At 36.6% G+C, this 14885-nt stretch carries 9 protein-coding genes, 1 tRNA gene and 1 other RNA gene; all 11 read left to right on the forward strand.

What is annotated here, in order from left to right; genetic code table 11:
- Window positions 1-11: 11 nt before the first annotated feature.
- The 11 genes from gltB to recR all read left to right on the forward strand — a co-directional run bounded on the left by gltB (window position 12) and on the right by recR (window position 14528).
- The gene (gene gltB / locus KA894_RS04090; RefSeq protein WP_119487915.1) at window positions 12-4514 is read left to right on the forward strand and encodes a glutamate synthase large subunit; all 4503 of its coding nucleotides are present in this window, start codon (window positions 12-14) and stop codon (window positions 4512-4514) included.
- A gap of 20 nt (window positions 4515-4534) precedes the next feature.
- Entirely contained in the window at window positions 4535-5998 is a 1464-nt protein-coding gene (locus KA894_RS04095; RefSeq protein WP_103372591.1) for a glutamate synthase subunit beta, read from the forward strand.
- A 60-nt stretch (window positions 5999-6058) separates the two neighbouring features.
- Window positions 6059-6151: transfer RNA gene (locus tag KA894_RS04100), tRNA-Ser, on the forward strand.
- Between the two features lie 380 nt (window positions 6152-6531).
- Complete coding sequence (gene treP / locus KA894_RS04105) at window positions 6532-7959, forward strand: PTS system trehalose-specific EIIBC component (RefSeq protein ID WP_096810981.1); 1428 nt, start codon at window positions 6532-6534, stop codon at window positions 7957-7959.
- A gap of 318 nt (window positions 7960-8277) precedes the next feature.
- Window positions 8278-9912, forward strand: coding sequence for an alpha,alpha-phosphotrehalase (gene treC, locus KA894_RS04110; RefSeq protein WP_096810980.1), 1635 nt, complete (start codon window positions 8278-8280; stop codon window positions 9910-9912).
- A gap of 30 nt (window positions 9913-9942) precedes the next feature.
- On the forward strand, window positions 9943-10671 hold the full coding sequence (treR, locus tag KA894_RS04115; protein ID WP_096810979.1) for a trehalose operon repressor: 729 nt from the start codon (window positions 9943-9945) through the stop codon (window positions 10669-10671).
- A gap of 98 nt (window positions 10672-10769) precedes the next feature.
- Window positions 10770-11038: signal recognition particle sRNA large type (gene ffs / locus KA894_RS04120), an RNA gene on the forward strand.
- A 184-nt stretch (window positions 11039-11222) separates the two neighbouring features.
- Window positions 11223-11753: a GNAT family N-acetyltransferase gene (locus KA894_RS04125; protein ID WP_107644277.1), complete on the forward strand. Its 531-nt coding sequence runs from the start codon at window positions 11223-11225 to the stop codon at window positions 11751-11753.
- 59 nt (window positions 11754-11812) lie between these two features.
- Window positions 11813-13522, forward strand: coding sequence for a DNA polymerase III subunit gamma/tau (gene dnaX / locus KA894_RS04130; protein WP_096810977.1), 1710 nt, complete (start codon window positions 11813-11815; stop codon window positions 13520-13522).
- 87 nt (window positions 13523-13609) lie between these two features.
- Entirely contained in the window at window positions 13610-13927 is a 318-nt protein-coding gene (locus KA894_RS04135) for a YbaB/EbfC family nucleoid-associated protein (RefSeq protein WP_002484224.1), read from the forward strand.
- A gap of 4 nt (window positions 13928-13931) precedes the next feature.
- Window positions 13932-14528, forward strand: a complete 597-nt coding sequence (gene recR / locus KA894_RS04140) for a recombination mediator RecR (RefSeq protein WP_210133732.1) — start codon at window positions 13932-13934, stop codon at window positions 14526-14528.
- Window positions 14529-14885 lie beyond the last annotated feature (357 nt).

The raw sequence follows: 14885 nt of genomic DNA on the forward strand, positions 1-14885 counted from the left end.
GGGTGAGGGCCATGCTCGAATATGGTAAGCAATTAGGGCTATATGATAGCCGCGAAGAACATGATGCATGTGGTATAGGGTTTTATGCCAATATGGATAATCAGAGAAATCACGATATCGTTGAAAAATCATTGGAAATGTTACGTAGATTAGATCATCGTGGAGGTATTGGTTCAGATGGGATTACTGGTGACGGGGCCGGCATTATGACAGAAGTGCCATACGAGTACTTTGCAATGAAAGTGGATTTCGATTTACCAGATGAAGGTCAATATGCGGTGGGCATGTTTTTTACTAATGAGAAGATAGCTGGTTCTCAACATGAAGCACAATTTAATGCGCACTTTGAAGCGGAAGGTTTAAGTGTCCTTGGCTATAGAAATGTTCCTGTAGATACGAATGCAATTGCCTCACACGTTGTTGAAACAATGCCGCATATACAACAAGTATTCATTGCGCTAAACGATGCTGCACATATAGACAGAACATTATTTTTAGCGCGCAAACAAATTGAAAATTATGCTGATCAACAACGCTTGAATTTATATTTTACAAGTTTATCGCATAGAACAATTGTATATAAAGGATGGTTGCGCTCAGACCAAATTAAAACATTATATCAAGATTTAAACCATGATGCGTATGTTTCAAAGTTAGGACTTGTGCATTCGCGTTTTAGTACGAATACTTTTCCGAGTTGGAAACGTGCGCATCCTAACAGATTACTCATGCATAACGGTGAAATTAATACCATTAAAGGTAATGTGAATTGGATGAGAGCAAGACAAAACGATTTAATTGAAACAATCTTTGGTAATGATAAAGATAAAGTGAAAGAAGTACTTGATGAAGATGGTAGTGACTCCGCCATTGTAGATAATGCATTAGAATTTTTATCGTTAGCTATGGAACCTGAGAGAGCGGCAATGCTGATGATCCCGGAACCTTGGTTATACAATAAAACCAATGATACTAACGTGCGTTCATTTTATGAATTTTACAGTTATTTGATGGAACCATGGGACGGTCCTACAATGATTTCTTTTTGTAACGGAGATAAAATAGGAGCATTAACAGATAGAAATGGTTTAAGACCAGGTCGTTATACAATTACCAAGGACAATTATATCATCTTCTCATCTGAGGTTGGTGTGGTAGATGTACCAGAAGACAATGTTGCATTTAAAGGTCAATTGAACCCGGGAAAGTTGTTGCTGGTTGATTTTAAACAAAATAAAGTGGTTGAAAATAATGAATTAAAAGCACGCATTGCAGATGAACATCCATATGACAGTTGGCTACACCAATTTAAAGTAGATTTAGGTTTATCTAAAGTATCATATCAAAACTCTGAATGGAGCGATGAAAGTTTAGCACGTTTACAAAAACAGTTTGCTTATACAAAAGAAGAAATGGATAAATATCTGACAGAAATTGTTGAAAATAAGAAAGATCCGATAGGCGCAATGGGGTACGACGTGCCAATCGCTGCTCTAAACGAAAAAGACGAAACATTATTCAATTATTTCAAACAATTATTTGCACAAGTTACAAACCCTCCTATCGATGCGTATCGAGAGAAAATAGTTACGAGTGAATTATCTTATTTAGGGTGTGAAGGTAATTTGCTGAAGCCTAATGAAAACGCGTTAAGTCGTATCCAATTAGCGCGTCCAGTTTTAACTGAAGCACAACTTGAAGTCATTGAACAAAGTAGGTTTAATGTGACGCATTTATCTACGGTTTACCAAAATGATTTAGAAACAGCATTGGATGTGTTGGGAGATAAAGCAATTCAAGCTGTTAAAGAAGGTAAAGAAATTATTGTGTTAGATGACAGTTATTTAGTTAATACAGATGAAGGTTATGCGATGCCGATACTGTTAGCGGTAAGTCACATTCATCAGTTACTAATTAGAGAAGGATTACGCATGCGTACGAGTATAGTAGCATTATCAGGTGAAACGAGAGAAGTGCATCATGTTGCTTGTTTGTTAGGATATGGTGCAAACGCAATTGTACCGTATTTAGCGCAACGTACAATTGAGCAGTTGGTCCAAAACAAACGTTTAGAAGGGGATATTTCTGAAAATGTTCAAACTTATACGGATACATTATCAGAAGGTGTCATCAAAGTTATGGCCAAGATGGGTATTTCGACTGTTCAAAGTTATCAAGGGGCGCAAATTTTTGAAGCAGTAGGTTTATCTTCTGAAGTTGTTGAAAAATATTTCACGGGCACACAAAGTAAACTTTCAGGTATATCTATAGATATGATAGATGAGGAAAATAAGTCAAGGCAAACACCTACAAGCCAATATATAGAATCAGGAAGTACATTCCAGTGGCGTAAACAAGGTCAACATCATACTTTTAATCCGACATCTATACATTTGTTGCAACATGCATGTCGTTTAAATGATTATGAAAAATTCAAATCATTTTCACGTGAAGTTAATCACAAACGTACCGATCACGTTCGTCACTTGATGGAATTTAAAAAGCAAGAAGCTATCGATATAAGTGAAGTCGAGCCTGCAAGCGCTATTGTTCAACGTTTTAATACAGGAGCAATGAGTTATGGTTCGATTTCGGAAGAGGCACACCAAACATTAGCTGAAGCGATGAATCAAATGGGTGGTAAAAGTAATAGCGGTGAAGGTGGAGAAAACCCGGAACGCTATATTATAGATGAAGAAGGACGTAATCGTTCTAGCGCAATCAAACAAGTTGCATCCGGTCGTTTTGGTGTGACGAGCGATTACTTACAACACGCTAAAGAAATTCAGATTAAAGTTGCGCAAGGCGCTAAACCAGGGGAAGGCGGACAATTACCAGGTGCTAAAGTATACCCATGGATTGCTGAAGTAAGGGGGTCAACGCCAGGTATTGGCTTAATATCACCACCGCCGCATCATGATATTTATTCAATTGAAGATTTAGCACAATTAATTCATGATTTAAAAAATGCAAATAAAGATGCCAATATCACAGTGAAACTTGTTTCAAAAACTGGCGTAGGCACAATTGCAGCAGGTGTTGCTAAAGCATACGCGGATAAGATTGTTATTAGTGGCTATGATGGCGGCACAGGCGCTTCACCAAAAACGAGTATTCAACATGCAGGCGTACCATGGGAAATTGGTCTGGCAGAAACGCATCAAACCTTAATGATGAACGGTCTTAGATCGAGGGTGACGGTAGAAACAGACGGGAAGTTACTCACAGGTAAAGACGTTGCTTACGCATGTGCATTAGGCGCAGAAGAATTTGGTTTTGCTACGGCGCCATTAGTGGTGCTTGGATGTATTATGATGCGCGTATGTCATAAAGATACTTGCCCTGTAGGCATTGCTACTCAGAACCAAGATTTAAGAGCTTTATTTAATGGCAGAGCAGATCACGTGGTCAATTTTATGCACTTTGTTGCTGAAGAATTACGAGAGATTTTAGCTGGACTTGGCTTGAAATCCGTAGATGAACTTGTAGGTAGAACGGATTTATTAGCACGTAAAAATAATCTGGCTAGCAGCCGCCCTAAAGCTGCATCGATGAACGTTGAAGCATTGCTATATCAACATAAAGGTGAAAGATTTAAAAAATTCGAACAAAATCACCATCTCGATGAAGGATTTGATTTAACAGCGTTGTACCCAGACGCGCGAACAGCGATTGAAAATGGTCAATCATTTATTGGTCAATACTTATTGAAAAATGAGCAACGTGATGTAGGTGTTATTACCGGTAGCGCCATTACAAGAGCCCATGGCAAAGAAGGATTGCCTGAAGATTCAATTTACGCTAAGACAGTGGGGCATGCAGGGCAAAGTTTGGGTGCATATACGCCGCATGGTTTAACCATTCATCACACAGGAGATGCTAATGATTACGTAGGTAAAGGTTTATCTGGTGGTAAAGTGATTGTTAAAGCACCAAACCAGCAACGTGAAGACGAAATTATCGTGGGTAATGTTTGCTTTTACGGTGCTTCACACGGCAAAACGTTTATAAATGGTAAAGCAGGCGAGCGTTTCTGTATTAGAAATAGTGGTGTACAGGCAGTTGTTGAAGGCATAGGTGACCATGGTCTTGAATACATGACTGGTGGCCGTGTCATCGTTCTTGGGGATGTAGGAAAAAACTTTGGACAAGGTATGAGTGGTGGCGTGAGTTATATTTTTCCATCTGACTTAGAAAAATTTAAATCAGAAAATCAACTTGATAGCTTGGATCTTGATTTCATTACTGTAGCAGAAGAATACGAAGTTTTGAAGTCTATGTTAGAAGGACATGTGCAATACACAAATAGCACAAAAGCGAAAAAAATCCTAGCTGACTTTGAGCATGTCGCAGATAAAGTCGTTAAAGTTATCCCTAAAGAATATAAACTAATGATGCAAAAAATCGACTTGCAAAAGCAAAACTCAGATGAACTTGATCAAGCTTTATTAAATGCTTTTAATGATAAGCGCACATATATAGAATCAGAGCAACAATTGACTGCTGTATATTAATACTAGAAGGGGGATTTATCATGGGTGAATTCAAAGGATTTATGAATTATGACAAACAACAACTGCAGGAGTTATCTTTGGTCGATCGTTTGAAGCATCACGGTGCGTTTCAACAAAGATTTACGAAAGACGAAGCGGCACAACAAGGCGCCCGTTGTATGGATTGCGGGACACCATTTTGCCAGACAGGGGAGCCTTTCGGCAGAGAAACAATTGGGTGTCCTATTGGCAATTACATTCCAGAATGGAATGACCTTGTCTATAGACAAGATTTCAAAACGGCCTACGAGCGGTTAAATGAAACGAACAATTTTCCGGAATTTACAGGGCGGGTCTGTCCAGCACCTTGTGAGCAATCTTGTGTCATGAAAATCAATCGTGAATCAGTTGCTATTAAAGGAATTGAAAGAACTATTATAGACGAAGCCTTTGAAAATGGTTGGGTAAAACCGACAACGCCAGAACATCGTAAAGATGAATCAGTTGCTATAGTGGGTAGTGGGCCAGCTGGTTTAACTGCTGCTGATGAATTAAATAAATTAGGGTATAACGTAACAGTGTATGAGCGCGCACATGAAGCTGGTGGCTTACTTATGTATGGTATACCTAATATGAAATTAGACAAAGATGTAGTGCGTCGTAGAATAAAAGTGATGGAAGAATCAGGTATTCAATTTGAAACAGATACAGAAATTGGCGTAGACATTAGTAAAGAAACACTTAATGAGGAATATGGTGCTATTATTTTATGTACCGGTTCGCAAAATGCGAGAGATTTACCTCTAGAAGGACGTATGGGGTTCGGTATTCACTTTGCAATGGATTATTTAACAGAACAAGCTCAATACTTAAACGATGAAATTAAGGAACCATCTATTTCTGCAGAAGGTAAAAATGTAATAGTCATCGGGGCTGGAGACACTGGGGCAGATTGTGTTGCTACGGCATTGAGAGAAAATTGTAAATCTATTGTTCAATTTAATAAGTATACAAAGCAACCTGAGGCAATAGAATTTGATGAAAACAGTTACTGGCCATTAGCAATGCCTGTATTTAAAATGGATTATGCACATAAAGAGTACGAGGCGCGTTTCGGATTTGAGCCACGTGCATATGGCGTACAAACAATGCGTTATGATGTTGATCGAATTGGAAATGTGACCGGCGTTTACACACAGATCCTTGAAGAAACAGATGAAGGCATGGTGGTTGTCGATGGTACAGAACGTCACTGGCCAGCAGATTTGGTATTGTTGTCCATAGGGTTTATTGGCACGGAAACTACAGTGCCACACGCTTTCAATATCCAAACTGAAAGAAATAAAATTATCGCAGATAACAAAAATTTCAAAACGAATCAATCAAATATTTTTGCGGCAGGTGATGCAAGACGAGGCCAAAGCCTTGTTGTTTGGGCAATCCAAGAGGGTAGAGCAGTTGCTAATGCGGTGGATGGATACCTAACGGAAAAAACGTTGGTGTAACATTTTAATTATAATTGACTTTTGCAATACACTATAATATTATAATTAATGTGTTTATTTGGAGGAATACCCAAGTTCGGCTGAAGGGATCGGTCTTGAAAACCGACAGGGGCTTAACGGCCCGCGGGGGTTCGAATCCCTCTTCCTCCGCCATTATCATTAAAAACCAAGACTAATTAATAGAGTAGACAAACAATTCATATGTATATGAATTGTTTGTCTTTTTTGTTTTGAAATGGGTATTTTAACATAACTATAACTCCAATAGTTTAACTTGTAACTAATTTAATGTGGTTCGTGTGCGTATCTATAAATGTTGAATTATAGTAGATAATGTATTGTTTGGCAGATTATATTGTTAAGCACAAATAAATAAAAGGTGGTTGATTTATACAAGGTCGTGAATGTAAATCAAATGCTATATTTGGTCTCGCTTCGGTCTTTTTTTATCTCTCTTTATGAAAGCCTTTGCAAAACTTGTATAGACAAGTTATAATCTGGATAACATAGAAAAATTAAGGGAGTGAATCATCATGGCTGTTAAAAAGAAAGATGTTCAAGATATCGTCGAAGCTATTGGGGGCAAAGAAAACTTGGACACAGCAACACACTGTGTAACGCGTTTACGACTTGTTTTAAAAGATGATGATAAAGTTGACAAAGATCGTTTGAATAATAACGATTTGGTTAAGGGTCAATTTAAAGCAGACAATCAATATCAAATTGTTATTGGACCAGGCACAGTAGATGAAGTTTACAAGCAGTTTATTGAAGAAACTGGGGCTGAAGCGTCCTCGAAAGATGACGCGAAAGCTGCAGCTGCCAAAAAGGGGAATCCAATTCAAAGATTGATTAAGTTATTGGGAGATATCTTTATTCCAATCTTGCCAGCTATTGTAACAGCTGGTTTGTTACTAGGGATTTATAATGTGTTAACGATGGAAGATTTATTTGGGAAACAACCACTCGTTGCACAATATCCACAATTAGGTGATATTGCGGATATTATTAATGTTATTGCGAATACTGCTTTTATCTTCTTGCCGGCATTAATTGGTTGGAGTAGTATGCGCGTATTTGGTGGTAGCCAAATACTTGGTTTAGTATTAGGGTTAATTTTAATGAACCCACAGTTGGCTTCACAATATGATATTGGTAAGGGTGATATTCCGGCTTGGCATATTTTTGGTTTAGAAATTAAACAATTGAATTACCAAGGCCAAGTATTACCGATTTTATTAGCGTCTTATGTATTAGCGCAAATTGAGAAATTCTTAAATAAATATGTGCACGATTCAATTAAAATGTTAGTTGTTGGGCCTGTGGCCTTATTAATTACTGGCTTCTTAGCATTTATCGTTATTGGGCCAATTGCATTATGGTTAGGAACAGGTATCACGAATGGAGTAACATTTGTCTTTGAACATGTAGGTTGGTTAGGCGGTGTAATATATGGCTTGTTCTATGCACCGTTAGTGATTACTGGATTGCACCATATGTTCTTGGCAGTTGATTTCCAATTGATGGGAAGCAGCCTTGAAGGCACATATTTATGGCCAATCTTAGCAATCTCTAACATTTGTCAGGGGTCAGCAGCGTTTGGTGCTTGGTATGTTTACAAAAAACGAAAAATGGCCAAAGAACAAGGTCTTGCAATGACTTCTGGCGTTTCAGGTTTCTTAGGTGTTACTGAGCCAGCATTATTCGGTGTCAACTTACCGTTGAAATATCCATTTGTAGCAGCAATTTTAACTTCCAGCGTGATAGGCGCCATCATAGGTGCAAGCGGTGTTTTGGGTAAAGTAGGTGTAGGTGGTGTGCCAGCCATTATTTCAATTCAAAGCAATTATTGGCTTGTGTATGGTATTTGTACGATTATTGCTATGGTTGTGCCAGCAATTCTAACAGTCGTGTTCTCTAAATTTAGTAAAGAAGAAGCGAAAGAAATGGTGGAAGAATAAAGAAACTATATCGTTAAGGGTAATTAAGACGCTATGCATCGATAATCATCAATGATATTTGTAGTAGAAGGCTGAAATGAAAATGAGTTTATAACATCGTTTTATAGAGCGGCTTCTTGATTTATTAAGTTAACTTTACTTATTTGTAAGTGTTGGCTTATGCCGTTCTTAAGAAGGCGGGTAATTCTTGCACAAACTTAATAAGTTACGTTAGTGCTTGTCTTTTTATCAAGGCGAGGCAATAAAATCTTTAAAGAAACACAGATTGCTGTCTCGTCTATTGGTTTTAAAAATATATTAAGAAAAGGTGGTAATTATGTGGTTGTAAATGATTGGAGAAAGTCGGTAGTTTATCAAATTTATCCCAAGTCATTCAATGACACTACTGGTAATGGTGAAGGCGATCTACGTGGTATAATTGAAAAATTAGATTATCTACAATATCTAGGTGTAGATTATATTTGGTTAACGCCCGTTTATGAATCACCTATGAATGATAATGGTTACGATATTAGCAATTATTATAAAATAAACGAACAGTTCGGTACGATTGATGATTTAGAAACTTTGATAGCTGAATCACATAAACGTGATTTGAAAGTAATGATGGATATTGTTATTAATCATACTTCTACAGAACATGAATGGTTTAAACAAGCTTATTCCGGCAAAGAAAATCCTTATAGAGATTATTACTTCTTTAGAAGGTCAGCAGATAATCAACCGCCTACCAATTGGGAATCTAAATTTGGTGGTAATGCTTGGGAATATGATGAGAAGACAGATGAATATTACTTGCATTTATATGATGTAACACAGGCAGATTTGAATTGGGATAACCCAGAAGTACGCCGAGCGCTTTATAAAGTGATTAATTATTGGATTGATTTTGGCGTGGATGGTTTTAGATTCGATGTTATCAATGTTATTTCTAAGGGTGAGTTTAAAAACTCATCAAAAATCGGTAAAGAATTTTACACGGATGGACCACGTGTACATGAATACTTGCATGAAATGAATCGACAAACATTCGGTGATAAAGATATGATGACAGTTGGAGAAATGTCTTCAACCACAATTGATAATTGTATTAAATATTCAAATCCTGAACGACAAGAATTAAGTAGTGTGTTTAACTTTCATCATTTAAAAGTGGATTATATAGATGGAGAAAAATGGACCAACGCGAAGTTAGATTTCCATCAATTAAAAAATATATTGATGGAGTGGCAGACAGGAATCTATAATGGTGGCGGATGGAATGCGATTTTTTGGTGTAACCATGACCAACCTCGTGTTGTAACAAGGTTTGGAGATGATTCGACGGAAGCGTTACGCAAAAGTAGTGCGAAAATGCTTGCTATAACGTTGCACATGTTACAAGGCACGCCATATATTTATCAGGGTGAAGAGATTGGTATGACAGACCCTCATTTCGATAGTATAGATCAGTATCGAGATATAGAAACGCTCAATGCTTATAAAAGATTGAAAAATGAAGGCTACGCAGAAGATGAAATATTAACGATTTTAGGACAAAAGTCCCGTGATAATTCAAGAACACCTGTACAATGGACAAGTGGTGAAAATGCTGGCTTTACTTCTGGCACACCATGGATAGATATCCCAGACAATTATGAAAATATTAATGTTGAAGCGGCTATCGAAGATGACCAATCTATTTTACAAACTTACAGAAAATTAATTCAATTACGACATGAACACGATATTATCACTTATGGCGATATTGAACCGCTTTATATGACACATGATAAATTGTTTGTTTATAAACGCCATTATAAAAATGAAACTTGGTTAATCATCGCTAATTTTTCAAAAAACAAAGTTGCGATACCTGAGGGTTTAGATGTTGAAGGAGAAATCGTTTTACAAAACGGTTCTATTGTCAATGGATTGATAGAAGGCTTTGGTGCGATAGTGGTCGCACAATAATTTAGATTAAAAGGCAGTGAGTGATATCACATGACAAAGAAAAAATTTATTTCGATATATGAAAATTTACGCGCTGACATCATAGAATCAAAATTGCCATATGGTGCTCAATTGCCCTCTGAAAATGAATTGGTAATAGATTATAGTGCCTCTCGTGAAACAGTTCGCAAAGCATTGAATTTACTCGTTAGAGACGGTATGATTCAGAAAATAAGAGGCAAAGGTTCTGTTGTTATTTATCAAGGTGTCACAGAGTTTCCGTTTGCTAATCTAACAAGTTTTAGAGAAGTGCAACGTGGGTTAGGGCTAAGCCACGAGACAGACGTTCGGTTACTGGAAAGTGTATCTGCTAGTGATTTTCCAGAGGTAAAAAAAGCATTGAATCTTCGCTCGAGTACAAAATTATGGCATATTATCCGGACAAGAAAACTTGATAACCGTGTGAAAATTATCGATGAAGATTATTTAGTGAAAGACATTGTGCCTGATATCACTTTAGATATCGCTAAAGATTCGCTATATCACTATATAGAGCAAATACTGAAATTAGAAATTAGCTACTCAAATAAATCGATTACTTTTGAATCATTTGGAAATTTAGAATACGAAGTATTTGGAGATGTAACACCCCCGTATACCGCCACAGTGAGAGGTATTGTGCATTTAAAGGATACATCGAAATTCCAATATAATATTTCTAAACATTTAGCAACTGAATTTAAGTTCAATGATTTTTCTAGACGTCATAAAATTTTATGATCAATGGTAAGGCTATGATATACATTAATAAAATAAGTTAAAATTAATGGATGGTATGACTTGCAATCAGCCGACACATTATAGTATGATATATCTTGCCGTGCTAGGTGGGGAGGTAGCGGTTCCCTGTACTCGAAATCCGCTTTACGCGAGACTGAATTCCTTCGCTAAGGCTACGTTTTTGTGAAGTCTGCCCAAAGCACGTAGTGTTTGAAGATTTCGGTCCTATGCAATATGAACCCATGAATCATGTCAGGTCCTGACGGAAGCAGCATTAAGTGGATTATCGTATGTGCCGTAGGGTTGCCGAGATTTAGCTGTCGACTTTGGTAACGTTTATGATACGTAGTCGAAGCGAAGGTGCCGGTTTTAAATTTTAAATTAATTCAATTAACTAATAAATAAGGAGTGACTTATCTTTTGATAGCAGTCACTCTTTTTTTATATTAAAATAATAATAATCCTTTGATGTGTATAATTGGAATTAGTTGAAACCTAATTTGAAAGTGTGCTGTCGAAGATTAAATTCAGTAATTTACGGGGGAGTGCTCATGCAAATTTATTTAAGTACTTTAACTGAAAATGATTATGATACAAGTTTAGACGAAATAAAAACTGCTTTTAGAAATGTCGCAGCCTCCAACCACGATGAGCAAGATTTAGTTCTGAAAATCAGGGAGTCAGCTGAATATAATTATGAATTGGAAGTTGTCGCGAAAACAGACGACGGTGATGTAATTGGCCATGCAATGCTCTCAGAAATAAAAATCATAAATGATGAAACGCGTTATACAGCTTTAGCTTTAGCGCCTTTAACTGTATTGCCAGAATACCAAAACAAGGGAATCGGTAAAGCGCTTGTGCAAGCTGTAGAAGAACGTGCTAAGGCACAAGAATATACTACTATTATTGTACTGGGGGATCCTAATTATTATGGGAAACTAGGTTATGAAGAAGCAAGTAAATACGATATTGCTAGCCCGTTTGGCGTGCCTTCAGAGCATTTTATGGTTAAATTCCTATGGGATCAACTTGTAGAACGGCCTAATGGCGATGTAGTTTACCCAGAATCATTTAATTAATATTCAAAGTGTAAAACACAATGATATAATAGTTATTGAATGCTATTGGAGGTGCGAAAGTGAATTATCAAGCTTTATATAGAATGTTTCGGCCGCAAAGCTTTGAAGATGTAGTAGGTCAGGAACATGTAACTAAGACATTGCGTAATGCAATTTCAAAAGGTAAACAATCACATGCGTACATTTTTAGTGGGCCAAGAGGTACAGGTAAAACAAGTATTGCAAAAGTGTTCGCTAAAGCGATTAATTGCCTTGAACATACGGATGGCGAACCTTGTAATGAATGTGCTATTTGTACGGGGATTACACGTGGAACGAATTCAGACGTGATTGAAATAGATGCCGCTAGTAACAATGGTGTTGATGAAATAAGAAATATTAGAGACAAGGTAAAATATGCACCTAGCGAATCGAAATTTAAAGTATATATTATTGATGAAGTTCATATGTTAACCACAGGGGCCTTCAACGCTTTGCTTAAAACATTGGAAGAACCACCAGCTCATGCAATATTTATACTTGCGACGACTGAACCACATAAAATACCTCCGACAATCATATCAAGAGCGCAAAGATTTGATTTTAAAGCAATTAGCCATGATGAAATTGTAGAACGATTAAAATTTGTAGCAGATTCCCAAACAATAGAATATGATGTATCAGCATTAGATTTTATTGCTAAAGCTTCTGAAGGCGGTATGCGGGATGCGCTAAGTATCATGGACCAAGCTATTGCTTTTGGTGATGAACACCTTACATTGCAAGATGCTTTGAATGTAACAGGAAGTGTGGATGCGAGCGCACTAAATGACTTACTTAAAGAGGTAGTTGAAGGAGATGTAAAAAGCGCCTTCTCAACCTATCATCAATTTATCTCACAAGGTAAAGAAGTAAACCGTCTTATTAATGACATGATTTATTTTGTGAGAGATACAATTATGAATAAGACATCTAACATAGAAACTGAACACGATGCGTTGATGCATTTTGATTTAGACACACTTTACAAAATGATTGATGTTATTAATGATACACTTGTTTCAATTAGATTTAGTGTGAATCAAAGTGTGCATTTTGAAGTCCTATTAGTGAAATTAGCTGAGATGATTAAAGATAAATCGGAAAATGTTCAAACTATTGCTACTACAAGTGTGGCTAGTGAACCTAATAACGAAGTATTATTACAACGTATGGAACAACTAGAAAATGAGCTGAAAACATTAAAAAACCAAGGTGTATCAGTTAATAATGTTAAATCGCAATCTAAAAGAACAGCTAGCAAAGGGACTCAATCGAAGAATGCTTTTTCAATGCAACAAATTGCGAAAGTGCTAGATAAAGCAAATAAAGAAGATATCAAACAACTAAAAGATCATTGGCAAGAAGTTATAGATCATGCTAAAAGTAATGATATGAAGTCATTAGTTAGCTTACTTCAAAGTTCAGAACCAGTAGCAGCAAGTGAAACACATGTGTTGATTAAATTCGAGGAAGAAATACATTGTGAAATTGTAAATAAAGATGATGAAAAGCGTGAGAATATAGAAAATGTTGTTTGTAATATCATTGAGAAAACAGTGAAAGTCGTCGGTGTGCCTGCTGACCAATGGATGAGAGTGAGAACGGAATACCTTCAGAATCGTAAACAGGGTACGAGCGAAGAACATAATGCTTCAACCACAACCCAGTCAGATGAGGAAGCCGACGTAGTCCAAAAAGCTAAAGACCTATTCGGTGAAAACACAGTGAACGTCATAGATGAAGAGTAAGACATGACAATGAATTAAAAGGCATGTATAATGAAACAAAAGATTAATTACAATCAGAGAGATTGAAGTTTTAAGGAGGATAAACATATGCGCGGTGGCGGAAATATGCAACAAATGATGAAACAAATGCAAAAAATGCAAAAGAAAATGGGTGAAGAGCAAGAAAAGTTAAAAGAAGAGAAAGTACAAGGTACAGCAGGTGGCGGTATGGTGACTGTAACGGTATCTGGCCACAAAGAAGTGCTTGATGTAGAAATTAAAGAAGAAGCAGTTGATCCAGACGATATCGAAATGTTACAAGATTTAGTGATCGCTGCTACAAATGAAGCGATGAACAAAGCTGATGAACTTACACAAGAACGTTTAGGTAAGCATACACAAGGCTTAAATATTCCTGGTATGTGATAGTATGCATTATCCAGAACCAATATCCAAACTTATCGACAGTTTCATGAAACTGCCAGGCATTGGGCCCAAGACAGCTCAACGTCTGGCGTTTCATGCATTAGATATGAAAGAAGACGATGTCGTACAATTTGCTAAAGCCTTAGTGGATGTAAAACGAGAACTTACCTATTGTAATGAATGTGGCCACATAACAGAACAAGATCCATGTTATATCTGTCAAGATAAACAGCGCGATCGTTCCATTATTTGTGTAGTAGAAGATGATAAAGATGTTATCGCTATGGAAAAAATGCGTGAATATAAAGGTCTATATCATGTCTTACATGGTTCGATATCTCCAATGGATGGTATAGGACCAGAAGATATCAATATTCCAAGTTTGATCAATCGCTTGAAAAATGATGAAGTAAAAGAATTAATTTTAGCGATGAATCCTAACTTAGAAGGTGAATCAACTGCGATGTATATATCGAGATTAGTTAAACCGATAGGTATTACTGTAACTAGGTTAGCCCAAGGACTTTCTGTCGGTGGGGATTTAGAGTACGCTGATGAAGTAACATTATCTAAAGCGATTATGGGCAGAACAGAGATGTAACAAAAATTAACTGTATATTTAGAGTAAAGTAAAACCGCTTTTTTAAAGTGGTTTTATTTTTTTAAAAAGAAAATTAAAAAAACGTAAAAAAGAATAAAGTTTGGTTTATAGAATTTAAAACTGATTGTTTTAATAAATGAAACGACAAAAAGTATATTATAACGAACGATATATATCATTTGCTATTGAAAGTATGTTTATTTTTGTGAACTTCCTTGTGACTGGGAGGGAAAGTGTAAATTTTACTGTTGTTTAAAGTGCATTAAGCGTGTATAGTATTTACTTGTCGGACGAAACAAAACGACAAACACAAAACAACAACTTAAAGACAAGTTGAAAATTAATTTTAAAAAGTGA

Origin of the sequence: Staphylococcus sp. GDY8P131P, assembly GCF_017891975.1 — a bacterium.
In the GTDB taxonomy this organism is placed as follows: domain Bacteria; phylum Bacillota; class Bacilli; order Staphylococcales; family Staphylococcaceae; genus Staphylococcus; species Staphylococcus nepalensis.

Coding starts and splice junctions, on each gene's coding strand:
- gltB (WP_119487915.1), top strand. CDS start 12: ATGCTCGAATATGGTAAGCAATTAGGGCTATATGATAGCCGCGAAGAA.
- KA894_RS04095 (WP_103372591.1), top strand. CDS start 4,535: ATGGGTGAATTCAAAGGATTTATGAATTATGACAAACAACAACTGCAG.
- treR (WP_096810979.1), top strand. CDS start 9,943: ATGACAAAGAAAAAATTTATTTCGATATATGAAAATTTACGCGCTGAC.
- KA894_RS04135 (WP_002484224.1), top strand. CDS start 13,610: ATGCGCGGTGGCGGAAATATGCAACAAATGATGAAACAAATGCAAAAA.
- treP (WP_096810981.1), top strand. CDS start 6,532: ATGGCTGTTAAAAAGAAAGATGTTCAAGATATCGTCGAAGCTATTGGG.
- KA894_RS04125 (WP_107644277.1), top strand. CDS start 11,223: ATGCAAATTTATTTAAGTACTTTAACTGAAAATGATTATGATACAAGT.
- recR (WP_210133732.1), top strand. CDS start 13,932: ATGCATTATCCAGAACCAATATCCAAACTTATCGACAGTTTCATGAAA.